The organism is Pseudomonas sp. B2021 (genome assembly GCF_018135665.1).
Taxonomy (GTDB): Bacteria; Pseudomonadota; Gammaproteobacteria; order Pseudomonadales; family Pseudomonadaceae; genus Aquipseudomonas; species Aquipseudomonas lactis.
In genome coordinates this window covers 2,239,901-2,263,066 of sequence record NZ_SMOF01000001.1, presented here as the reverse complement: position 1 = coordinate 2,263,066, position 23,166 = coordinate 2,239,901, and the positions used below count along the sequence as shown (strand labels likewise).

22 protein-coding genes are annotated in these 23,166 nt (G+C 59.8%); 7 read left to right on the top strand and 15 right to left on the bottom strand.

Annotated features, from left to right (window positions below; translation table 11 throughout):
* Positions 1-89: 89 nt before the first annotated feature.
* From E1K68_RS10330 to E1K68_RS10315, 4 genes are read right to left on the bottom strand one after another with little or no spacing between them, the layout of a single operon-like run.
* Positions 90-1,403, bottom strand: coding sequence for a sensor histidine kinase (locus tag E1K68_RS10330; protein WP_212614039.1), 1,314 nt, complete (start codon positions 1,401-1,403; stop codon positions 90-92).
* A complete protein-coding gene (locus tag E1K68_RS10325; RefSeq protein ID WP_003190268.1) occupies positions 1,400-2,068 on the bottom strand; it encodes a response regulator transcription factor in 669 nt (222 codons plus the stop codon). The genes E1K68_RS10330 and E1K68_RS10325 overlap by 4 nt, the downstream gene beginning before the upstream one ends.
* Entirely contained in the window at positions 2,068-2,379 is a 312-nt protein-coding gene (locus tag E1K68_RS10320) for a PepSY domain-containing protein (RefSeq protein WP_003190266.1), read from the bottom strand. The genes E1K68_RS10325 and E1K68_RS10320 overlap by 1 nt, the downstream gene beginning before the upstream one ends.
* Positions 2,379-2,681 (bottom strand): PepSY domain-containing protein, encoded by a 303-nt coding sequence (locus E1K68_RS10315; RefSeq protein ID WP_034135262.1) that lies wholly within the window; start codon positions 2,679-2,681, stop codon positions 2,379-2,381. Before E1K68_RS10315 ends, E1K68_RS10320 begins: the two co-directional genes overlap by 1 nt.
* Positions 2,682-2,839: 158 nt before the next feature.
* Between E1K68_RS10315 and E1K68_RS10310 the strand changes: the two genes are divergently transcribed.
* The 6 genes from E1K68_RS10310 (at position 2,840) to codA (ending at position 7,841) form a co-directional block, all read left to right on the top strand.
* Positions 2,840-3,919 carry a patatin-like phospholipase family protein gene (locus tag E1K68_RS10310; protein WP_212614038.1) on the top strand — a complete coding sequence of 360 codons (1,080 nt, stop codon included), beginning with the start codon at positions 2,840-2,842 and terminating at the stop codon, positions 3,917-3,919.
* A 97-nt stretch (positions 3,920-4,016) separates the two neighbouring features.
* Positions 4,017-4,373, top strand: a complete 357-nt coding sequence (gene queD / locus E1K68_RS10305; RefSeq protein WP_003190259.1) for a 6-carboxytetrahydropterin synthase QueD — start codon at positions 4,017-4,019, stop codon at positions 4,371-4,373.
* A 128-nt stretch (positions 4,374-4,501) separates the two neighbouring features.
* The gene (locus E1K68_RS10300) at positions 4,502-4,876 is read left to right on the top strand and encodes a hypothetical protein (protein WP_003190257.1); all 375 of its coding nucleotides are present in this window, start codon (positions 4,502-4,504) and stop codon (positions 4,874-4,876) included.
* Entirely contained in the window at positions 4,873-5,070 is a 198-nt protein-coding gene (locus E1K68_RS10295; protein ID WP_003190255.1) for a helix-turn-helix transcriptional regulator, read from the top strand. The genes E1K68_RS10300 and E1K68_RS10295 overlap by 4 nt, the downstream gene beginning before the upstream one ends.
* A gap of 216 nt (positions 5,071-5,286) precedes the next feature.
* Positions 5,287-6,555: a cytosine permease gene (gene codB / locus E1K68_RS10290; RefSeq protein ID WP_003190253.1), complete on the top strand. Its 1,269-nt coding sequence runs from the start codon at positions 5,287-5,289 to the stop codon at positions 6,553-6,555.
* Positions 6,556-6,605: 50 nt separating this feature from the next.
* Positions 6,606-7,841 carry a cytosine deaminase gene (gene codA / locus E1K68_RS10285; RefSeq protein ID WP_003190252.1) on the top strand — a complete coding sequence of 412 codons (1,236 nt, stop codon included), beginning with the start codon at positions 6,606-6,608 and terminating at the stop codon, positions 7,839-7,841.
* 9 nt (positions 7,842-7,850) lie between these two features.
* Here the strand turns inward: codA and E1K68_RS10280 are convergent, their stop codons facing one another.
* The 4 genes from E1K68_RS10280 to tssI are packed head-to-tail and all read right to left on the bottom strand — an operon-like array spanning position 7,851 to position 13,500.
* Positions 7,851-10,001 carry a lipase family protein gene (locus E1K68_RS10280; RefSeq protein WP_212614037.1) on the bottom strand — a complete coding sequence of 717 codons (2,151 nt, stop codon included), beginning with the start codon at positions 9,999-10,001 and terminating at the stop codon, positions 7,851-7,853.
* A gap of 13 nt (positions 10,002-10,014) precedes the next feature.
* Positions 10,015-10,776 carry a hypothetical protein gene (locus E1K68_RS10275; protein ID WP_169913841.1) on the bottom strand — a complete coding sequence of 254 codons (762 nt, stop codon included), beginning with the start codon at positions 10,774-10,776 and terminating at the stop codon, positions 10,015-10,017.
* A gap of 4 nt (positions 10,777-10,780) precedes the next feature.
* Positions 10,781-11,617, bottom strand: coding sequence for a DUF4123 domain-containing protein (locus tag E1K68_RS10270; protein ID WP_212614036.1), 837 nt, complete (start codon positions 11,615-11,617; stop codon positions 10,781-10,783).
* Complete coding sequence (gene tssI, locus E1K68_RS10265; RefSeq protein ID WP_137205254.1) at positions 11,617-13,500, bottom strand: type VI secretion system tip protein TssI/VgrG; 1,884 nt, start codon at positions 13,498-13,500, stop codon at positions 11,617-11,619. The genes E1K68_RS10270 and tssI overlap by 1 nt, the downstream gene beginning before the upstream one ends.
* Before the next feature lie 1,120 nt (positions 13,501-14,620).
* Here tssI and E1K68_RS10260 point away from each other — a divergent pair.
* A complete protein-coding gene (locus tag E1K68_RS10260; protein ID WP_003190242.1) occupies positions 14,621-15,772 on the top strand; it encodes an MFS transporter in 1,152 nt (383 codons plus the stop codon).
* Between the two features lie 8 nt (positions 15,773-15,780).
* Here the strand turns inward: E1K68_RS10260 and E1K68_RS10255 are convergent, their stop codons facing one another.
* The 7 genes from E1K68_RS10255 to E1K68_RS10225 form a co-directional block, all read right to left on the bottom strand.
* Entirely contained in the window at positions 15,781-16,443 is a 663-nt protein-coding gene (locus tag E1K68_RS10255) for a type III secretion effector protein (protein ID WP_232964750.1), read from the bottom strand.
* Positions 16,444-16,870: 427 nt separating this feature from the next.
* Positions 16,871-17,038 carry a type III secretion effector protein gene (locus E1K68_RS10250; RefSeq protein ID WP_120249165.1) on the bottom strand — a complete coding sequence of 56 codons (168 nt, stop codon included), beginning with the start codon at positions 17,036-17,038 and terminating at the stop codon, positions 16,871-16,873.
* A 287-nt stretch (positions 17,039-17,325) separates the two neighbouring features.
* The gene (locus E1K68_RS10245; protein ID WP_003190238.1) at positions 17,326-18,348 is read right to left on the bottom strand and encodes a hypothetical protein; all 1,023 of its coding nucleotides are present in this window, start codon (positions 18,346-18,348) and stop codon (positions 17,326-17,328) included.
* A 234-nt stretch (positions 18,349-18,582) separates the two neighbouring features.
* Positions 18,583-20,976 (bottom strand): TonB-dependent receptor, encoded by a 2,394-nt coding sequence (locus E1K68_RS10240; protein WP_212614035.1) that lies wholly within the window; start codon positions 20,974-20,976, stop codon positions 18,583-18,585.
* 97 nt (positions 20,977-21,073) lie between these two features.
* Positions 21,074-22,021 (bottom strand): FecR domain-containing protein, encoded by a 948-nt coding sequence (locus E1K68_RS10235; protein ID WP_212614034.1) that lies wholly within the window; start codon positions 22,019-22,021, stop codon positions 21,074-21,076.
* A 26-nt stretch (positions 22,022-22,047) separates the two neighbouring features.
* Positions 22,048-22,548, bottom strand: coding sequence for a sigma-70 family RNA polymerase sigma factor (locus tag E1K68_RS10230; RefSeq protein ID WP_003190233.1), 501 nt, complete (start codon positions 22,546-22,548; stop codon positions 22,048-22,050).
* A gap of 79 nt (positions 22,549-22,627) precedes the next feature.
* On the bottom strand, positions 22,628-23,029 hold the full coding sequence (locus E1K68_RS10225; RefSeq protein WP_212614883.1) for a cytochrome c: 402 nt from the start codon (positions 23,027-23,029) through the stop codon (positions 22,628-22,630).
* Positions 23,030-23,166: the final 137 nt, after the last annotated feature.

Here is a 23,166-nt window from a genome sequence, read left to right as displayed (position 1 = left end):
GATGCAGACACCTCGGTACTTCAGGCAAACCGAGTCGATGCTATCGCAGGCAAGCCAGCTCCCACATCTTGAGCGGTGGTGTGTCAGTGTCAGCGGCGTGGCAACTCGATCAACACCTTGAGCCCACCCAGCTCACTCTCCTGCAACTGCAACACCCCGCCCCACACCTCAACGATGTCGCGCACGATCCCCAAACCCAGGCCATGGCCAACCCTCTGTTCATCCAGGCGTGCGCCACGGCTGAACACTTGGTCGCGCTGGGCCTCGGGAATGCCGGGGCCGTCATCTTCCACCGTCAGTTGGTAACCGTGGGGCGTCTCGCTGACGCTCAGGCGTACCTCGGCGTCTGCCCATTTACAGGCGTTGTCCAACAGATTGCCCAGCAGTTCCAGCAGGTCTTCACGGTCCCAGGGCAGTTGCAGGCCCGGCGCCACCTGGTAGCCGAGGTCCAGGTGTTCGCCGTGGATCATGCGCAGGGTGGCCAGTAAACCGGGCAGCTCTTGTTCACAGTCAAACAACGCGCCCGGCAAGGCATCGCCGGCCAGGCGTGCACGGTTGAGTTCACGGTTGAGGCGTTGCTGCACTTGCTCCAGTTGTTCGCGCAGCAACTGGCTCAACTGCGGATGATCCTTGAGGGCTTCACTGGAAGCGGCGCTCAACAACACCGCCAGCGGGGTTTTAAGCGCATGGCCCAGGTTGCCGAGGGCGTTGCGGGAGCGCTTGAGGCTGTCTTCGGTGTGCGCCAGCAGGTGGTTGATCTGCGCCACCAGGGGCTCCAGTTCGAGCGGCACCTGGGTGTCGAGTTGCGAACGCTGGCCTTGTTGCAATTGGGCGATCTGGTTACGTGCGGTCTCCAGCGGGCGCAAGGCACGGCGCACGGTGACCCGTTGCAGGATCAGCACCAAAAGCAGCGCCGCCAGCCCCATCACCAGGCCGACCTGGCGCATCAGGCGAAAGCTCTCGCGCACGGGCGTGTAGTCCTGGGCCACGCTGATGGAAATCGACTGGCCAAAGCGCTTGTAGTCCGAGCGCAGCACCAACAGTTGCTGGCCTTCGGGCCCCAGTTGCAGGTTGCCCTTGAGCCCCGCCGTGGGAAGCCGGGGCAGTTCCTGGTCCCACAGTGAACGGGAGCGCCAATGCACATCGGCAAAGTCGATACGAAAGTAATGCCCGGAGAATGGCCGTTGGTACGCCGGCGACAGGCGTTGCTCATCCAACTGCACACCGTTGGGCCCACGCACCAGCGCCACCAGCAGGTTTTCGCTGTCGTTGCGCAAGCCCGCTTCAAGGTAGCGCTGCAAACCTGCCTCGAACAACCACAGGCTGGTTTGCGCCAGCACCACGCCGACAATCACCATCACGCTGATCAACCCCAGGCTCAGGCGCCGCTGGATTGACCTCATGCCGGGGTGGCGCCGAAACGGTAGCCCTGCCCGCGTCGGGTCTCGATCACGCTGCGGCCCAATTTGCGCCGCAGGTGGTTGACGTGCACCTCAAGTACATTGGAGTCGCGCTCGGTCTCGCCGTCATACAAGTGTTCGGCCAGGTGGCTTTTGGACAGGATCTGTTCGGGATGCAGCATGAAATAGCGCAACAACCGAAACTCGGCAGCCGTCAGTTGGATCTCGGCGCCGTCGCGCAGCACGCACTGGCGCCCTTCATCCAAATGCAGGCCGGCGGCTTGCAGGGTGGGCTGGTTCGTCTGGCCGTGGGAGCGGCGCAGCAGCGACTGGATGCGCAGGTACAGCTCTTCAGGGTGAAAGGGTTTGCTCAGGTAATCATCGGCGCCGGCCTTGAGCCCTTCGATACGCTCAGCCCAGGAATCGCGGGCGGTGAGGATCAGCACCGGGATGGCCAACGCGGCGGCGCGCCATTGCGCCAGCACATCAAGCCCGGGCAAACCGGGCAGGCCAAGGTCGAGAATGATCAGGTCATAGGGCTCGCTGCGCCCTTGATACACGGCGTCGCGGCCATCGGCCAGCCAGTCGACCGCATAGCCCTGGCGCTGCAGGCCGGCCATCAGCTCGTCAGCCAGGGGTACGTTGTCTTCCACCAGGAGCAGGCGCATCAGTCTTCCTCATCTTTGATCAGGTCGCCATTGGTGGCATCCAGCTTGATCTCGCGCACCACGCCCTCGGTGGTCACCAGTTCCACTTCATAGGCGTATTGCCCGTGTTTCTTTTCCAGTTCGGCTTCCAGCAGCCGTGAGCCGGGGTATCGCGCCATGGCCTGCTGCAACAGCTGTTCCAATGGCAGGATCACGCCTTGCTGGCGCAAGGCCAGGGCTTCGTCCTGGTTGAGGTCGCGGGCCGCCAGGCTGGAACAAAACACCATGAGCACCAGCGCCACGCGACTGCCGACGCGTAAATTTACCTTCATTACGTATCCTGATGATTCTTGAGAACCTGCCCGGTGAGCGCGTCCAATTCAACATCCCATTCAATGCCGTCAGTGTCTTGAAGCTCAACTTCATAGACGTACTTGCCGTACTCCTCATCCAGGTCGGTGCCCAGCAGCGTCGAACCAGGGTGAAGGGCCAGGGCAGTGGCTTCCAATTGATCGAAAGCGACAATAGTAACAGTGGCCGGCACGATCAGTGGTTTGTCGGGGTCCAATGCGGCGGCCGGGGTCGCCGTAACGAGGATGATAGCGGCGGCGCCCAGGGCAGTGAGGCGCTTCATGATAAGTCTCCGTTACATGATGTTTTCCTACGTCGGCCACGGTACGCGCTGCAACTTAACTGAAACTGAATTGCCACCATGGCAATTCCGGTTAAGCCATTTTTCCCACTGCCTGCGAGATTTCCTATACTGCCCCGCTCGCCTCAACAGAGACCGGTATGACCGCCATCCATATCAAGTTCCCGGCCTTGACCCTCAAGGCCGGCAAACGCGCCTTCACCCGCCTCCGCGAGCAGGGCCTTGCGCCTGCCGACGTGGGCATCCTCCCCGGTGCGGCCGGCGGCCCCAAGGCCCTGGGTATCCAAGGGCTCGACCTGGCGCTGTTCGGTGACTGGTTACGCCGTGCGCCGCGCGAGCGGGCGCTGATCGGCGCGTCCATCGGCTCCTGGCGGTTCGCCAGCGCCTGCCTGCCCGACCCGGTGCAAGGCTTGCTCGACCTGGGCCGCCTGTACAACGAGCAGCGCTTTGCCAAAGGCGTGACCATGGCCCAAGTCAGCCAGAGCTGCCAGCGCATGCTCGACGACCTGCTGGCCGGGCGCGATGCGCGGGTGCTGGACAACCCCGACTATCGGCTGAACATCATGGTGGTCAAGAGCCACGGCTTGCTCGCCGATGACCACCGTGGGCGGCTGGGGCTGGGCCTGTCGTCGGTGATTGCCGATAACCTGCGGGGCCGCGCACGGCTGTCGCGGCATTTCGAGCGGCTGATCATCCACGACCCGCGTCAGGCGCCACCGGTACACCCTCTGAAGGATTTCCCCTCGCGCTTCCTCACCCTGGACGTGGGCAACCTGCGCCAGGCGTTGCTCGCGTCCGGCTCGATCCCCATGGTGATGCAAGGCGTGCGCGACCTGCCCGGGGCCGGAGCCGGCACCTACCGCGACGGCGGCCTGCTGGATTACCACCTCGACCTGCCTTACCACGGCGATGACATCGTGCTGTACCCGCACTTTACCGACCGGGTCATCCCCGGCTGGTTCGACAAGGGCCTGCCCTGGCGACGCAGCAACCAGCAAGGCTTGCAGGATGTGTTACTGCTGGCGCCGTCCAGGGATTACCTGGCCCGCCTGCCCCACGGCAAGCTGCCAGACCGCAGCGACTTCAAGCGCTTTATGGGCGATAACCCTGGCCGCAACAAATATTGGCAAACCGCCATGAGCGAGAGCCAACGGCTGGGGGATGAGTTTTTGGCATTGGCGGACAACGGCAAGCTCGGCGACCGTTTGCTAGCCCTTTGACCGCATGGGTGCCTGCGGCCGAGGGGCGGTATGCGCAGAGGTTGATCAAGCTGTTAAACTCGCCGCCTGCCAGACACCTGACCGAGCTGAAAACACTGTGGAAATCTTCAAGGAATTTACATTCGAATCCGCCCATCGCCTGCCCCACGTACCGGAAGGCCACAAATGCGGGCGCCTGCATGGGCATTCGTTCAAGGTGGCCATCCACCTGAGCGGCGACCTGGATCCCCATACCGGCTGGATTCGCGACTTCTCGGAGATCAAAGCGATTTTCAAGCCGCTCTATGAACGCCTCGACCACAACTACCTCAACGACATTCCCGGCCTGGAAAACCCCACCAGCGAAGTACTGGCCAAGTGGATCTGGAATGAACTGAAACCCTTGCTGCCGGAACTCAGTGCGATCCGTATCCACGAGACCTGCACCAGTGGCTGCATCTATCGCGGCGAGTAAGTGATCAAGTATTGAAAAGAACCACCTGCGGGTGGTTTTTTAATGCCTGCCTACCACGATGTAAAGCAAGCTTGACACCGAATTGACCACCACCTAATGTAAAGCACCCTTTACTTATGGAGATGATCATGTCACCCAAACGCTTCCCGATGGAGTTCGCTGTCATTTTGTTGGTGTACGTACTGTGCGTGGTGGTTTCCAGCGTCTACATGTCGTCGATGCCCGACGGCGTCGCCAAAATCGCCCTGGCACTGCTGCCCGTCATCCCGATGATCGCGATGGCGGTGTCGATTATCCGGCGGCTGAACGCCATGGATGAAATGGGCCGCAAGATCCAGCTCGAAGCGCTTGCGGTGGCGTTTGTCTGCACGGCGCTGACCACCTTCAGCTACGGTTTTCTGGAAACGGCTGGCTTCCCGCGGATGTCGGCCTTCATGGTCTGGCCGATCATGGGCGGCGTCTGGTGTGTGGCGACGATCATCGGTTCAAGGCGCTATCAGTGAACAATCAAATGCGTCATCTGCGCTCCGAACTGGGCTGGTCCCAGGCTGACCTTGCAGAGCGCCTGGGTGTGTCGCGCCAGACCGTCAACGCCATCGAGACCGGCCGCTACGACCCGAGCTTGCCCTTGGCGTTCAAGATCGCCAAGGTGTTCGAGCAGCCCATCGAGTCCATCTTTGAAGCACCGATGGACTGATGGGGACGCGTGACTGCAAGGGGTATTGAGACCCACTATGCGCTTCATGCCAACGCTGTTCGACTGAGCCAGTTTGGCTCACCGCTGCACTGCTTTTGCGCTGATTGGGAGGGGGCGGCCTTATAAAGGGCTTGCTCCCGTCAGCGCATACCTGCCCGCATCTACGTTGGCACGCAGGATGCACGCGACCTGGGCCACCACTCAGGGAGCAGCCCCATGACGCAGCAAGACCCCGGCAACGACTACCCTCTCAGCGAAGTCCCCTTGCACGCGCGCAAGGGTCTGGCCTCTACGGCCATGGTGTTGTTGGGGTTCACCTTTTTTACCGCGACCATGTTCGCCGGCGGCAAGCTGGGGGTCGCGTTCAGTTTCATCGACATGCTCGGCGTCGTGGTCCTGGGTAACCTGTTGTTGGGTATCTACGCCGCAGGCTTGGGTTACATCGCGTTCAAGAGCGGCTTGAACTCGGTGTTGATGGGGCGTTTCTGCTTTGGCGAAGTGGGCAGCAAGCTCAGTGACTTGATCCTCGGCTTTACCCAGATCGGCTGGTATGCCTGGGGCACGGCCACGGCGGCCGTGGTATTGGGCAAGTATTTCCAGTTGAGCCCGGGCAGTGTGCTGGGGCTGATGCTGGTGTTTGGCTTATTGTTCTGCGCCACCGCCTACGTGGGGTATCGCGGCTTGGAAATCCTGTCCTACATCGCGGTGCCGGCCATGGGGCTTCTGTTGCTGCTGTCGATGTGGGTCGCCACCGTGAAGGTCGGCGGGCTGGAGGGGCTGCTGGCAGTGGTGCCCAGCGCTGAACTGGACTTGTCCACCGCCATCACGCTGGTGTTCGGGACCTTTGTCAGCGGGGCAACTCAGGCCACCAACTGGACACGGTTTTCGCGCTCGGCCAAGGTTGCGGTGCTGGCTAGCCTGATCGGCTTTTTTGTCGGCAACGGCTTGATGGTGCTGATCGGGGCCTATGGCGCCATCGTCTATCAGCAACCGGATGTGGTGGAAGTCTTGCTGCTGCAAGGTTTCGCCACGGCGGCGATGGCGATGTTGCTGCTCAATATCTGGAGCACCCAGGACAACACCATCTACAACTTCGCCGTCGCCGGTTGCAACCTGCTGCGTACCCAGCGTCGCAAGAGCGTGACCCTGGCCGGCGCGGTGATCGGCACCTTGCTCGCCTTGTTCGGCATGTACGACCTGTTGGTGCCGTACCTGATCCTGCTGGGCACGGTCATCCCACCGATAGGAGGCGTGATCATGGCGGACTTCTTCTATCGCTATCGCGGCCAATATCCGCGCTTGGCGGAAGCTCACTTACCGGCATTCAATTGGCCAGGTCTGATCGCGTATGGGGTGGGCACCGTGGTCGCGTTCAACTCGCCGTGGGTCGCACCGTTGGTGGGAATTGTTGCCGCATCGCTGACCTATGTGCTGCTCAGCGCCATACTACGCGCCATGACCGCCTGGACATCGGTATCGCCCTGAGGATCTGGCGGCTGTCTGCCTGATTGTTTTTAGCCAAGAGGAACTTGACCATGCACATCATCAATGCCCGCCTGCGCAACCGTGAAGGCCTGCATGATCTGCACCTGGAACACGGCCGGATCGCCAGCATCACTGCGCAAACCGGGGTGCCAACGCTGATGGCCGGCGACTTGGACGCCGCCGGCAACCTGGTGATACCGCCCTTCGTCGAACCCCACATCCATCTTGACGCCACGCTTACCGCTGGCGAGCCGCGCTGGAACATGAGCGGTACGCTGTTTGAAGGCATCGAATGCTGGGGCGAACGCAAGGCCACCATTACCCAGGAAGACACCAAGGCGCGGGCCAAAAAAACCATTCAGGCCCTCGCCGCCCATGGCATCCAGCATGTGCGCACCCATGTCGACGTCACCGACCCAGACCTCACCGCACTCAAGGCCATGCTGGAGGTACGTGAAGAGAGCACCCACCTGATCGACCTGCAAATCGTCGCCTTCCCCCAGGAGGGCATCGAGTCATTCCGCAATGGCCGCGAACTGATGGAAGAAGCCATTCGCCTGGGTGCCGACGTGATCGGTGGCATCCCCCACTTCGAATACACCCGCGACCAAGGCGTGAGTTCGGTGAAGTTCCTCATGGACCTGGCCGAACGCACCGGCTGCCTGGTGGACGTGCACTGTGACGAAACCGACGATCCCCACTCACGCTTTCTCGAAGTCCTCGCCGAAGAAGCCCGCAGCCGCGAAATGGGTGCCCGCGTGACAGCCAGCCACACGACGGCCATGGGCTCCTACGACAACGCTTACTGCGCCAAGCTGTTTCGCCTGCTGGGGCATTCCGGTATCAGCTTTGTCTCGTGCCCCACCGAAAGCATCCACCTGCAAGGCCGCTTCGACAACTTCCCGAAACGCCGCGGCGTCACCCGCGTCAACGAACTGCTTGAGGCCGGCATGAACGTGTGTTTCGGCCAGGACTCCATCGTCGATCCCTGGTACCCGCTGGGTAACGGCAATATCCTGCGAGTGCTGGAGGCCGGCCTGCACATCTGCCATATGCTCGGTTACCGCAATTTGCAAAACGCCCTGGACCTGGTCACCGACAACAGTGCCAAGGCCATGGCCCTGGGCGATCGCTATGGGTTGCAAGCAGGTCGCCCGGCCAACCTGCTGATCCTGTCGGCCGACAGCGACTACGAAGTCATACGTAGCCAGGGCCTGCCGTTGTACTCGATCCGCAACGGCAAGGTGCTGATGAAACGGCAACCGGCCCGGGTGGAGTTTATGTAATCGCGTCGGTTAGACGACTGAGTCGATATCCAGCGTTTGCGCCCGTGCCTGTTCATTCTGGGACGGCGGCGGGATGCTGGCAAATTGCGCTGGCTCACGATTCTCGCGGTGGCTGAACCAACGTTTGAGGCACGATTGCAGATGTGCAGAACGGGCATGGCTGCCGTAGACATCGTGGGCTTGCAGGCGACGCCAGCGTAGGCTTGCCAAGCGCTCGCGGCTGGTGTGCAAACGGTCGATCTCTGCGTTCAAGGCATCGGTGGGTTCATGGCTACGATCATTGGCTGGGCGCCGCTGAGCCAGTTCACGCCGCTTGGCCCGCAGTTGCTCGCGCATGCCTTCGAAGGCCCGGTCGAGCAGCTCGAACTCCCGCTGGGTCACCAGCGGGCCCTCACTCTCCAGGGTTTGTTGCCAGCGGCGCAATGTCGCCCAGGCTGCGGGGACGTAGCTGGTGGTCATGAAGTGCTGGTCGGCTTGGAATAGTTGCCTCAGCAAATTATCGCGACCGGGCATGTCGCCTTGCAGTTGCAATGCGCGGTTGCAACCTGCCTCCTCGATGGATTCACATCCAGGCTTCCATAGCACTGAAGAGTGGCTGCCATCCGGGAGCGTGATCGGCATGAAGTGATATTGCTCACCATGATGCCGATAGGGGTTGCCGCCCACGCGCACCAGCCCTGCGGCGAACAGCAGGCCACCGGGTGCGGGGTTGCTGAATAGCGTGATGGCCCCGGGAATCCAGAGCTTGGCGGTGGTGTTCATCCAGGGCGCCGGGACACTGGGGACGGGGTCGTTGTGGTTGACGATGCGGTGGTGGACCAGGGTTGAGGCACCGGCGGTGAATTCGGCGTCGGCGGCGCGTGGGGCGCCGTAGGTGTAGAGCAGGATGTTGTAGTGGGCGTCTGGGGTTCGGCGCAGTCCTTCGGCCAACAGCAATGCAATGGCGCCGCCGAGGCTGTGACCGCAAATTACGATGCGCTGGCCAATGTGAAACTGATCAAGGTATTGCAGTACGAAATCACGTATAGCCCGGTAGGCCTGGTAAAAACCATCGTGCGCTTTTCCCACACCGTCTTCGAAAGACACCTGATGGGCATCGGCATCGCGTAATACGTCGGCACGACTGACCGTTCCTCGCACAGAAATCAGGATGATCTCATCGTGATGGGTGATGAAAGCCTGGGTATCAGTGCCGAATTTTTCATCATCGAAAAAGTGCAAGCGTGCGGGATATTCCTGCTCTTCCTTTAGTTCCGGGCGATTTTGTGGGTACAACTCAGGATCGAAAGGCAGGATTTCGAAACGCTGGGAGTAAGGAACATCTTCGTAGATCGGGTAAAAACGGTGTGATTGCTTCGGATCAATTCGCCAGGCTTCGTGATACACCGAAAGCTGTTCAGCGAATAAATTTCCAACGCTCGGATCTAACGGAAACCGCACTTCGTCTGATGGGCTTTCTGCGGGGACCTGCCCAAAATCGCAGTAACTCAACGCAGCAAACAATGCCAGTTGGTAGAGGTTCAGGGCACATAAGCTGTCTTCGGTGGATAACATTGGGCGCAAGGCCCGTAGGGGTCGCATTTCCAGAACGGTGTGCTTGTTGGGGAACAGTACGATACCCGAAAAAGTTGGCTCGGGCGGACCGAACCCTAGGTCGGCCATCATTTTCAGTGCATGACGCTTGGGACGCAAAGTTGACGACGCAGGTAGGGGCAGATGAGCGCTATGGCGTACCAAATCGCTTACTTCAACCTGATAAAACCAATCCGCTTGCTGGTAGGCCGGACTCTCCTCAACGCGTCTGTCGTCAGCACTAGCAAAAAAAGTTCGCTCAGCGCGCATTTGAAGTTCGGTGATAGGCAGTTTGTAGGTTCGGCGCGTTCGTAGCTGGTAATACGGCTCCTCAGTCCCGCTATACAAATCATCCAACATGAGAACAACCGGGCCGCAGTAGAAATCCTGCAAACGGGCAAAACCCTCACCATTCAATTTACCGACGTACTGTCTCCCTGAACTGTCATGGACCGAAAAGGCTAGTCCGCCATAGGCTTTTCCATTGCCCGTCATATCGACCAAACGAAAACTCACCCAGTGCCCTTTCAATGCGCAAGCAGGCATTCGTTCACTGAAAAAATCTTGCTTCCATGCATCCAGCTTCATGAATTGGTCCTTGTTATTTACATGTTGGATAGACGTCGCATACGCGCCCGTCCGGCATTTTTATGGGTTTAAAGTCTGTGGTGTTACCTGCGCAATATGCAAAAAGGTCTTCGAAACTCTTGCCTCTGCATCGCCGCCACCCCCCCGGCACCGCTACCCATCTATCGTCAAAGGCAGGTAACTCATCCTTGCTGACAGATAGCACCAGCCTCAGCTTTTTTCCGGGTAATTGCGGCCGTTGCGCCACGCCCCCTACCCGCGACGCTTGCAACTTACCCATCGAATCCAGCGAATTGCAGATCAGGAGTTTTCTAATCGCATGCAAAGGCCCTACCGTCCGAAAGTGCCATTTACATTGCCCCAGTATTTCCTGCACACCCGACTCGGGCATCCCAGGTAGGTCGGCCTCCAAACGGTCTCGAATAGAAATACTCCCGAAATTTCCACCCACATCCATACTCCGCGTCCCCCACTTCGCATAAAAGTCAAACTCCACACTGCGCAGGACCAACGGACAACCTTCTACCGTTTCAGTCAGTGGCAGCTCATAACTCACGCTGCTCGCCACAGGCTTGTAGTCTGTAAAAAAGACTTTCCGCTCAGGTCTTTTACCTCGCCGCCGAGGCAAGGTGCAGGTCTCACCCGTCGCGGGCCGGTAGTTGGCAGCCGTTTTAAGTTCAAACTGCGCCGGCAAATCCACCTCCAACGTAAAACGCTCCACCGCCCTCCCCGTACATCCCGAAAGCACCCCAGCCACCAGCAGCACCAATCCCATCCATTTACTCACCGCTCCCTACCTCCCTGTGCCACTGCGCCACCACTCGTTCAAAATGCTCCCCAGGCGCCTCGCCTGCCCTCGGTTGCCAATGAGTAACACTGCTACCAGTCGCCTCGGCCAACCGGCGAACCACCAAAAATTCGAGCTGCGCAGGCTCCCGCCACCGCCAGGTGCGCGCTTGTTCCAGTACCTGGGCCAGCCAAATCCTGGGGTTTTGGAATTCGACCAATGCCGCCAGGTCTTCGCTGTGCTCCGCCAGCAGGTAGCGCAGGATATTGGCGTGCAGGATGGCTTCGGCCTGGGGGTTGGGTGTGTCGAGCCACGGCGGGGGCTCAGGCGCCGGGTAGTCGCCCGGTGCAGGGTTTTTGTGGTGGTGCCAATCATCTTCATGCCAATAGCACACGCTGATCAGAGGCCCGAGGTAGAAAGGCCAATGTTCCTTGCCCAGATGGGCCAACGCACGGGCCAGGGTGCGGTTGTCGTGCAAGCGATAAAGCGCCTGCTGGCCTACTGGCCCGACCAGCAGTCTCTCGCGCCAATGGCGCGCGATACCCGCCAGGTCGCTGGCCGGCAGGCTGGCGAGCCAACCCCAGTTCGACTCGGGGTGTAGCAGCAGGTCGGTCAGGGCGGGTTCACTCATTCGCTCGATCAACACGATGACCGGGCCTGAACTCGCCAACTGCGCCACAGCGGTCTCGCTGTAAAGGTTGCAATAGTGCGAGGGCGCGCGACCGGCGAGCAGAGGTTGGCGAGCCTCGTGGTTGCCATCAAGCACAAGGCATAGTTGATGCCCGCTCTGCTGCTGTTGGGCCATCCAACGATAGGGCAAGCTGTTCATCAAGCCGCCCTCCCCGCGATATCGCACAGGCCTTCACGGGAGCATTCACACAGAGGGCAAAAGTCCGCGCCCAGTTGCTTGGCCAAGTCCATGATGACGCCTTGCCCTGCTGAGATTTGCACACCGGCGTTCATCGAGCGGTATGCAGACGGCGAACCGCCCAGGGTGATGGGCTGGCTGCTTGAGATGCTGCCAGCCTGCATCACCAAATGTTCCCCGCCAGCCTTCAAACTCAGTTGCGCACCGGCCTCAATAACAAGGCTGGCACCGGCCTTGAGGTGAACCTGCTGCCCGGCTTCGATCACCAGGCTTTGGCCAACGCGAGTCAGGCTATCGCCCTCTACCTCCAGGCGACTGTCATGCCCCACCCGTTGCTCCAGGTCACGCTGGGCGCGCAGGTAAATGAGCTCTTCGCCGCGTCGGTCTTCAAGGTACAGCTCATTGGCGCCCCCGCCGCCCGGCGAACTGCGGCTGCGCAGAACGCTGCGTGTCTTGTGCTGCGGCAAAGGGTACGCCGGCAGATGCGATGCATTGGGCAGGCAACCGGTGACAAGGGGTTGGTCCGGGTCTCCCTCCAGAAAGCTCACCAACACTTCCATGCCCACCCGTGGAATGACCATGGCGCCAAACCCATCACCCGCCCAACCGGACGCCACACGCAGCCAGCAACTGCTGGTCTCGTCGCCCTTTTCCGCGCGATCCCAGTGAAAGCGCACCTTCACACGACCATAAGCATCGCAGTGCACATCCTCGCCGGCAGGCCCGGTTACCGTCGCGGTCTGACTGCCACTGATCGTTGGCTTAGGGTGCTTGAGGGCCGGTCGATGCACTGCGCGCCAGGGGGTTGCGGTGAACCGGTTGCGATAGCCTTGGAACCCATTGGCATCAACGACCGACTCCTCCAACACCTGCGGCTGGTAACCCTCATGACGCACCGAAGTCAGCAGCCATAAGTCGTTGCAGGCTGGGTCCGGGTGATCACACAGCTCAAGAAAGTGACCACTGCACAACGCCGGTTGATCGCTCTTGCCCAGTACCCGATGGCGATCACGCTGGTGGCGCTCCAGGCCGCGCCGTACCAGCTGCACACCGCGTGCATGGCCCGTAAAGCCGGCAGGGTAGCCATAGTCTTCCAAAGGATCGACCGGCCCGGCACCGGCTTGGTCATGCAGGCGAAACGAAGGGTGCTCAAAGTCATAGTCACGGCGTACGGTGCGCCGGCTGCGCGTTACCATGCGCCGGTCGAAACGTTGGACAACCGGGGGCCCAAGCGATGGATCAGCCGAGGGACAATAACGCTGCACCGGCAACCGTCGAAATACTGTCTGGTCATCACCGAACACCAGCAGATGATTCTCCGCGCTGTGGCGAAAGTGGTAGTGAATACCCTCCTCCTCACACAGCCGCTGGATGAAATGCAGGTCGGACTCCCTGTACTGCACGCAAAATGCGCGCGGTGGATACACCACCGGCCCCAACTCAAACGCGTAGGCGTCGGCAAAGATACCGTGGTGTTCGAGGACCGCGGCAATCATCTGCGGTACGCTGCGCTGCTGAAAAACCCGCTGGTCGCAACGATGGGCAAGGGATGCCAGGCGTGGGGCCAGCGTCAGGTGATAAAGGGTGAGCCGCGTACCGGGATCATCCCGACCGATGGCGTAGATTTGCCCATGTAAGCCCTGGTCTGCTTCGCCGAAAGCCAGATAAACGGGTTGATGAAGCAACGCCTCCAGGTCAAGGGAAGGATCTTCGCTGACTAACTGCATGTGTATAAAGTAAGGCTGATCGAGGGCTTCGCTGCCTTTGAACGCCACTACCTGAAGTTCTGTATTTATGCTTGAAAGAACTAACTTGAAACGCGACAAAACAACCCCGTTAACCATCCTTTGTTACCCGCCATCAACTTTCTCTTGAACGACTCTCTCTCGCCCCAACACCCATTTGAATTGCGAAAAAAAGCACCTGAACACGCTCAAGCTTAGCGATCCCAGGCACTTTTCGGGCCTTTTTGAATAAAACAGAAGTTTCGTACAGCGAAGATGGAAGTGTCTTTTACAGAATGTATACAGCCAAAAAAATTTTCTAACGGCATGAAGAAAATTCTGACTACAGTTTGTCTCTGCATACCTAAATTTTAAGGAAACGGCTGACACTTATTTAATGCGACAGTCGTTTCCGCTTTTTAGTCGCCCTGTCCCGCTACAAGTGTTGGCTCCTGACCATGGGTAACCACGATGCGAAGCGAGTCGCTCTTGATCTTGCTCTGCTTTTGATCTTCGGCGCCCCGTCAAACCACGCTGGCCGGAATTCGACAGGGATTTGGGGGTAAACCGGCAGGGATGCCGGTTTAGCCGCCCCGCGCCATGGATGGCGCGTGGCGGCGGCCCCCCAAATCACTGGCGGATTACGGGCACACCGAGCCTAAGCGAGGTGCCGAGTGGTGGGGCAAGAGCGTTTTGCTTACTTTTGCCTGGGCCGGCATTCCGGCTTTTCAAAAGTGAGCCGCTGTCAGAGCGGAACCCTAAGTGGCCGTAACCTAAATAACGGATATGTACCCGGTCCAACTATGTTGACTATCAGGCCGCCTTCGCAGGCAAGCCAGCTCTCACATTTGGATCGCGGGGCGTCAGGCCTCCCTTACAGCAATGCCCCTCTTAGCGCACGGACGTGGCAATTGCCCACTGATATTGCCTCGCGTCTCTACCAGTGGGACTGCGGCATATTGCAGAACGCCAAGTCTGTGGAAAGTGATCTGGAAGGTGGTAATCCGCCGCAAGAAACCTGGGGTTCAGCCACTCCCGCAGGGATTACACACCTTCCAGCCCACCTCCTACAGGCTCGATCATTTCTACGTGGTCACCGGTGGTCAAAGCGTTCCGTGTTTGTAAAAAAAATTGCCTCGCACCCCGTAACACCAAGGGAACCCGGCTCGCTCGAGAGGGCCTGATGTGCAAGGATGTCGCGCCGGACATCGTTCGTTGAACGCTAAACCAAGGATTTTTCATGACTGCCATTCCCACCCCTGCCCCCGTGGTTCCCGGGCGACTGGAACAGATGTCGACCCGCATCGCTTTTTTTATCGCAGGTTTTGGTATCGCGGCCTGGGCGCCGTTGGTGCCGTTTGCCAAGGCGCGCGCGAATCTGAACGAAGGCACGCTTGGCCTGCTGCTGTTATGCCTGGGGATGGGGTCGATCATCGCGATGCCGGTTGCGGGCGTACTGGCCTCGCGTTATGGCTGCCGACGCGTGCTGACCGCAGGGACACTGATGATCTGCCTGGCCCTGCCGATGCTGGCCACCGTCAGTTCGATCCCGTTGTTGATCGCAGGTTTATTCCTGTTTGGCGCGGGCCTGGGCACCGTGGACTCCACCGTCAATCTGCAAGCGGTGATCGTTGAGCGCGCCAGCGGCAAAACCATGATGTCGGGTTTCCATGGTCTGTTCAGCCTGGGGGGCATTGTGGGCGCAGCGGGGGTTGCCGGCTTGCTGGGGCTGGGCCTGTCGCCACTGCAGGCCACTTTGCTGGTGGTTGTTATCATGGTTGTGGCGCTGTTGAAGGCCGCACCCCACCTGTTGCCTTATGGCAGCGAGAGCTCGGGCCCGGCGTTTGCGGTGCCCCATGGCGTAGTGTTTTTTATCGGTTGTCTGTGTTTCATCGTGTTCCTGGCTGAAGGTGCCGTTCTGGATTGGAGCGCGGTGTTCCTGAGTGCTGAGCGCGGTCTGGATGAGGCTTACGCCGGCCTGGGCTACGCGGCATTTGCCTTGACCATGACCGCTGGACGCCTGACCGGTGATGCCATTGTCCGACGCCTGGGCGCCACGCGAGTGATCGTGATCGGTGGCACGCTGGCCTGTGGTGGGTTGCTTCTGGCGACGCTATTGCCGGCCTGGGAAACTGCGTTGCTCGGGTATGCCTTGGTGGGCGCCGGTTGTTCGAACATCGTGCCGGTGCTGTACACCGCTGTGGGTAAACAAACAGTCATGCCGGAACATATTGCGGTGCCGGCCATCACCACATTGGGTTATGCCGGCATTCTCGCCGGCCCCGCCATGATCGGTTTCATCGCCCATGGCAGCAGCTTGAATATCGCCTTCGTCTTGGTCGCAGTGTTGCTGGCGGCAGTGGCCATCAGTGGCAAGATCCTCAGGGTGTAAACCAGACTTCAGCGCGTTTTACGGGCATCATCCTGCTCCCGCCAGCGTTCGAGGTTTTTGTTGCTGAGCCAGCCTTCCTTGTGAGGCGGGCCAAACAGTCGTGCGCCGCTGGCACGCTCCAATGACGGCAGCAAACCCGGACGCTCGATAATGTTCTTCGCCGTGTAGACACAGAGTTCGCTGTACTTGGACTTAGGCATGCCCGTAGACGTATCCACCACAGGCTCGCCCTGCTGATCAACCTCATACGGGTCTTGCATAACCACCCGAAGCTTGGCTATTTCAAGGTACTGATACGGTTCAAACAGGTAGGTTCGATCCATGGCCTTGTCTCTCAGGTTCGGAAACTCGCTTTGCAGCGCCTCCACCACCTGGGCATTGCCTTGGGCATGAAATGGATCCTGGCTGAACACGTTGGCAGAGCTGTTGCCCTGCAAAGCCTGGGCTGCCGCACTGAGGCTGTCACGCGTGATATCGCCGTCACGGCTGAAGATCGCGTCGCTTAACCGCGGGCGCTTGAGAATTTCCCTGACGACCTGGATCGCGCTGTCCAACGCCTCGCTTTCACCCAAAGGGTGAGCGGCGATCCGCTGCAAGGACAGCCAGGTCAAGCGGCCATCATTTAAGAACGAGTGCAGCAGGCCGAAAGACTTTTCCAAAGCTTTAGCCAACTGGTTGTCCGTTGAGTTTTCACCCGGCAGGGTACCGCTGGACCGTTGCGTCACAGGGTTCTGCAAATCTCTATAACGCAGAGCGGACAAGGTTGCGCGCAACAGAAAGGGCTTGTGCGGACCTCCAGCCGGAGGCGTAGAAGAGGTTTCATGCCAGGTTTCAGGGGGGGCGGCCGGGGCCGGTGATGGCGTGGTTGATTGTACGGCCGGCAGGTCGGGGGGGAGCGGTCGTCCGGAAGGTACTACACCCTCGATTGTCATGGGTTTTCTCCAACTCTTTTCAGATGTATATCCGCAGGGTGATCTGTGCCGCGATGGGCAAAATCAACGAATAGACTCCACTCAGGCAGGCACCTCATGTGTGGTTGGATGGACTCGACAGTTCCGCGTGAACGACTAATACCAATGACAGCATGTAAAACCGTGATCAATCCAGCTTTAGCCTACGCCACCAGCCTGCCAGGCTGTTGATCAAGCCGGTGTCCTTCAATGAATCGCCGTCGCCCCCCGCCCCCTGCCAGTCCGCCAGCAGGCCCCGGGAAAAATCATCCGAAACGGGTGCCTGGAATTTGCGCTCGCCGGCATAAGCCTTCATGCGCCTCGCCTCGGCCTCATATTCGGTCGACGCAAAGGGAAGGTTTAGTGAGGGTGCGCGCTCCTCACACATCTGCAGTTTCGCTGACTGGGTAGCGTGCAAAAGCTCGAGAGGGCCGGTTTTTGGGGAATTAAACGAGGTTGAAGTCATATGTTTCCCTCATTTGGAAACTGAAAAACGGCGTGCCAAATCACAACCGCATACCACCTATGTGGCAATCGGGCGTCATTCGTTCCTTGAAACATATAGGGCTGGCGCCGCCTTCGAGAGGCGGCGCCGAAGAACGATCAGCGGGACAACAAGTACAGTCCTGTACGGCTGATTTTTCCGTCGTCATCTTTACTGGCGCGATTATCCATCCGCTCAAGCGCATCACTGCGCTTGAGTATTTCCTGGGACAGCTGAATCAAATGGTCCTTGGCCGCGTCGCCGGTAAGCGGCTGGCGGGCCAACTTCTTCAGGTCACGGATTTTCAGGCTTGGCCCCCCGCTCCCGTTCTTCAACTCGTCGAAATGCTCAAGCAGCTCGCCGGCCAGTTCCTTGTCGGTCTTGTATTTGAAGTAGTTTTCTCCTTTGATCACCGCGTTCAGGCTGTGCCGGTCGATAAGGCCATCCAGAGCGCCCGTGGAACCGTGCCGGTCCAACGCGGCCATCAGCTCCGGACGCCGTAGCAGCTCATTGGCCAGGCGAATGTTCTCGTTCATGACGGGGTTAGGCGAGTACCCTCTTTTCGCCATCGCAAGAATGCTGTCAACACTGATGGAACGAGGGTTCTTCCGGTCTCTGAAGGCGTTGAAGCTGTCACGCAGTTGCTGCGCCAGCTCTTCACTACTCCTCAGGGAGTACTGTGGATCAGGCCTGCCGGGCGCGGGTGGATACGGTCGACCGGCCGTCGGGTCGGGTCGTGGCGGTGGATTGCTCTCAATGGGATTGGGCCTGGGTGGCGGGTTGCTGCAACCTGGGTTCGGCCGTGGCGGCGGATGCCCACAACCAGGATGCATGGGTGGCCGATGCCCAGAGAACCAGTGGCTGATCCAGTGCTTGAGTTGGCTCAGGAAGTTCTGCATGGCCGGCGGGTTGTGGTGATGCCCAAGCACATCTGCCGCGGTGGTTGGCGACTGGTGATGACTGAATACAGGCCCGGCCTTGCTGTCCCCGGTTTGAAAATTCACATGGGCAGCCTGCTGACCATTGAAGGAAGGCGTAGCAGGCGCCTGGCGGGTATTTTTGATCTCGGCCTTGGCATTGGCCGGTGAGAGGTCAGGCGTTGATGACGCAGAGACGGGTGCATCCGACATCGATACCGACATACGTTTCTCCATGACAGTGGGCGATTTTCAGCTTGTCGCTCCAACGCAATGTCGAAGCCCATCAGCTTTCCCATGTGTGGTTTTGCGTCGGAATCAGTTCCTGATCCAGCAATAATATGTGCGGGGGCGATGTAGGAAACAGAGGGTGGCCTGCCGATTATCAGTGAACAGAGCGCTTGACCCAGGCAAAAAAATCGCAACCCTGGGGTTGCGATCGTTCCTACCGACTACAGATCAGAACCCCACGCTTGCCTGTACGAAAAACGTGCGAGGCTCACCCAGGTATAACCCGGCATTGTTATCGCTGGAGCGCGTGTAATGCTGCTGGTCGAAAATGTTTTTTACGCCCACCCCCAACTTCAGATTCGCTAGTTGCGCGCCAAAGTCATAGCCACTGCGTACGTTGACCGAGACATACCCTGGGATATCACCGTATTGGCCATCCGCAGTGCCTTGGGTGATGTAGGTGGTGCCAGTGCCCGGCGCACGTTGGCCGGACTGGGCATAGACGTCAAGGTTGTGGGTCCAGTGGTTGACGTCGTAACGCAGGCCCAGGGTCGCCACTTGGCGGGAATACAGTGGCAGGTCGCGGCCCTTGAACGGCACATCACCTTCGGAGGTGGCCTTGGTGTAGGTGAAGCCCGCGTTGGCGGTCAGGCCGTCGAGGCGCGGGTCGAGGTTGGACAGGTCGTAATGGGCCGATGCTTCGATGCCGCTGTGCTTGGTGGCGCCGAGGTTGGTCCAGCCCACGTCATTGCTGACGTATTGCAGTTCATCCGAGAAGTCGATGTAGAACAGCGTCACTTCGCCGCCCCAGACGCTGTCGTTGTAGCGCGTACCGATTTCGTAGGTCTTGGCCTTTTCCGGGTTCAGGCCGTTGGCCGTCTGGTCGCCGGTACCGCCCTGGCCCAGTTGGAAATACTGCAGGCTGCCGAAGGAGGTTTCGTAGTTGGCGAACAGCTTCCATGCGTCAGACACGTGGTACATCACGCTCAGCGCCGGCAGCGGTTCGTTGTTGTGGACTTCGCGGCGTTTTTCCTCGGTACGCTTGCCGTTCAGGGCCACGACCGGACGATCATGCCATTCGGTGCGGATGTCTTCGAAGCGAATACCAGGGGTGATGGTCCATTTTCCGATATCGATTTTGTTATCGATATAGAAGGCGTTGGCTTCGGTGCCCCCAGTACGGTCCTGGTATACGTGGCCGTCGCTCTGCCCGCCCGGCGTCGGCACGTTGTTGACCAGATTCAGGCTGCTGGCCTCCTCGTGCATGCCCTCTTTGAGGTAGCGATAACCCACACTGACTTCTTGGGTACTGGGCCCCAGGTCGAACACATGGGACACACGCGGCTCGATGCCGAAGGTGTAGTAGGTGCGCGGGTAGGAGCTGAGGGTCTTGAGGTCGCGGTTGGCAATGTTGCTGCCACGGAAACTGTCGGAATAGTAAGTCAGCACTTCGGCCTGGGTGCGGTCGTCGATCTGGCGGATGTACTTGAAGGACACGTCCTTGCGGCGCCCGCTGAAGTTGTCCCAGTCGCGCACCGATTGGTACGGGTTGGCATCGAACTGCTTCTGGGTCAGGCCGCCGGGCATATCGGCGCTGGCATCGTAGTAGTGGAAGTTCAGCGAGAAATCGTCTTGATCGGTCGGCGCCCAGTGGGTCTTGAAGATCACGTCATCGATATCGTTGCCGTTGTTGCTGTTGCGGTAACCGTTGCCGTTGACCCCTGAGTACAGCAGCGCGGCGCCGATACCGTTGTCGGCCGTGCCGCCGACAAAGGCGTTCTCCACATGTTTCCAGCCCCCGTGGGCGGAGGTTTGCAGGGTGGTGCCGACTTCCCCGGAGAAGTCTTGCGGGATCGCACGGGTTACGAAGTTGATCACGCCGCCGACGTTCTGTGGGCCATAACGCACCGAACCCGCGCCACGGACAACGTCGATGCTTTCCAGGTTACCGGCAGAGATCGGCGCCATCGAGAGCTGTGGCTGGCCGTAGGGAGCGAACGCCGCCGGTACGCCGTCGATCAGCACGGTGGAGCGCGGCGACAGGCGCGACGTCAGCCCGCGTACACCGACGTTGAGGGAAATATCACTGCCACCGGTGCCGTTGGATTCCTGCACTTGCACGCCAGGCACGCGGCGCAGGACGTCACCGACGTTCATCGCGCCCTGCTCTACCATGGCTTCGCGGCGAATGACCGTGCGTGCGCCGGGATGGTTCTGCACCACTTCGGCATCGGCGTCGGCAAGCCAGTCGCCTACCACCTTGATATCGGTCACACCCAGCACCAGCGGCGAGCCGGCTTCACCGGTGCCGTTGATCACCGGGCGCAAGGTCACGGAGCCGGCGTCAATCTGGTAATCCAGGCCACTGCCTTGCAGCAATTGGCGCAGGGCTTGTTCGGGCGAGAGGTTACCATCGACCGCGGGGGCTTGCTTGCCGGCCACCATATCGGGGCTGAAGAACACTTGCAGCGAGGTCTGCTGGCCCAACTGGCTCAAGGCTGCGCCCAGGGGTTGGGCACGGATGTGGATGCCTTCGACAGCCTGTGCGGTGCTGATGGCAACGGCCAGGGCCAAGGGCGCCCAGCGAGAGATTTTATTGTTGTGGATGGCGAGTTTTTTCACGTCGAACCTAGTCCTGTGATCGCAAGCATGCGCGGCCGTTAATGCAAACCAGTTGCAGTTGCAGGAGAAGACGAAGAACTCGAAAAAAACCTGAATGTCAGCGTGAAATAATTTCCTGGCTACCGTCCGGCAAGGTGCGCAAGGCGACCGGCAGGATGTGGGGCAAGGCCTTGAGCAAGGCGTCGGTGTCGCTGGATTTGAAAACGCTGGTCAGGCGCAGGTTGCCCACCGCTGCCGTACTGACACGCAGCGGTTGCTCGCGGTAGCGCGACACCTCCCGCGCCACCTCACTCAGGGTGGCGTTGTTGAACACCAGTTTACCGCTGCGCCACGCGGTGAGTTCTCCAGGGTTTACCGCGTAGGCCGCTGCCACTTGGCCTAGGGGATCGACATGGGTGCCATGCCCGGCGGTGAGCGTGACAATGTGATCGGACGCCTGGCCCTGCACCTTGACCGTCCCGGCTTCGAACGCCACGCGGGTCTGGTCCGCATCCAGGCGCACATCAAAGCGCGTGCCGGTGACGGTCACCTGCCCTGCCCCGGCGGCGACTACAAACGGGCGGCCAGCGTCATGTTGCACGCTGAACATCGCCTCGCCCTGTTTTAGCTCCACGCCTCGCCAGCCCTTTTCGTAGTGAACCGCGACCACGCTGCGGCTGTTGAGGTCCATCACGGAACCGTCGGGAAAAGTCACCTGGCGATGCTCGCCCACTTGCGTGCTGAATTCGGCATTGTAGGACTTAGGCTCAAACACGCTGAATACACTCAAACCCACTGCAACGGCGACCACACTGGCGGCCACGGCATAACGCAGCAGCGCACGCCGCCCAAGGCGCTCGGTCGGGGCATCGCCCAGCGCCTGCAAGCGGGCCTTGGGCAGTAAATCCGTAGCGTTCCATAGCCCTTGCAGCACATCGATTTCGTACTGATGCGCGGGCTGCGCTCCACGCCAGGCATCGAAACGTTGACGTTCCTGGGCGCTCAATGGGCCGTCTTGCAGGCGCACAAACCACTGCGCGGCCTCATCACGGACACGGTTATCCATCGTGGAAGATCCTGTTTCAAAGCCGGTCATGGCGCGCTCGCATCCAGACGATCACGCAGATGCCGCAGGGTGCGGATCATATACTTTTCCACCATGTTTTTAGACAGCCCCAGGCGTGTGGCGATTTCCTGCTGGGTGAGCCCTTCGATCTTCTGCCAGATAAAAACCCTGCGACAGTTGAGCGGCAACTCGGCCAGCGCCCGCTCGACGGCGTCGGCCAACTGGATCGCGTGCATGTAATGCTCCGGGTCGCCACTGTGAGGCGTGCTGTGATCAACTGCCTGCTGCGTCAACGCCTCGCGGCGGTCTTCGCGGCGGTAGGCGTCCACCGCAATATTGCGCGCGGTTTGATGCAGGTAGGCGCGCGGCTGCGCCACCTCGCAGGCAGCGGACTCAAGCACCCTCACGAAGGTGTCGTGCGCCAGGTCTTCGGCCTGCTGACGGTTTCTCAGGCGACGTGTCCAGGTGCCGATCAACTCTTCGTAGTGCTCGAAAAAGCCTGTTCTGCGGGGCGGCTGAGGAGTCATCACGGGAGCACTGGGAAGGCGGGGCGTGAATAGTAATGCTTCCTATTAAGCGGGGCAATTGCTGCCTATCGCCCACTCACTATTTGTTCGAAATGACCTCACTCATGTATTGATGCAAATCGCGAAAGTCTTTAACACTCCAGGCATGTGGCGCGATCTTTACGCCATTGTCTTGCAGCGTCTTGGGGATCAGATTGCCGTTGGGGCGAAGGATGACCGAGGAGACGATAACGCCCGGATAATCATGGAGTCGTTTCTTGAAGGCGGCGGTTGTCAGGTCGGGGGTCGGCGGATTACTTTTTTTAGCCAATGGCCCCGTGCCTTTGATATCGGGCCCATGGCACACGGCACAGCGCTGTAGATACAGCGCTTTACCATTGCTGCTGTCGGCGACGCACAAGGCTGTCTGAATCAGTGATAAAGCGGCTAATACGCCGCTGAGTAATAGTTTCGTCCCTCGGGTATCGGCCCACGCATGCATTCCATCGCTTCCTGTATTGCCCTTTATTTTCAGCATCATACGACAAAGTCGCGCTTTTGCCCGCGCTGGGCGTAAGCGCCAGGGGGTGAACTTCCGCTCCCCGCCGCCAGTCAGCAAGAAGGACTCTCATAAAACGG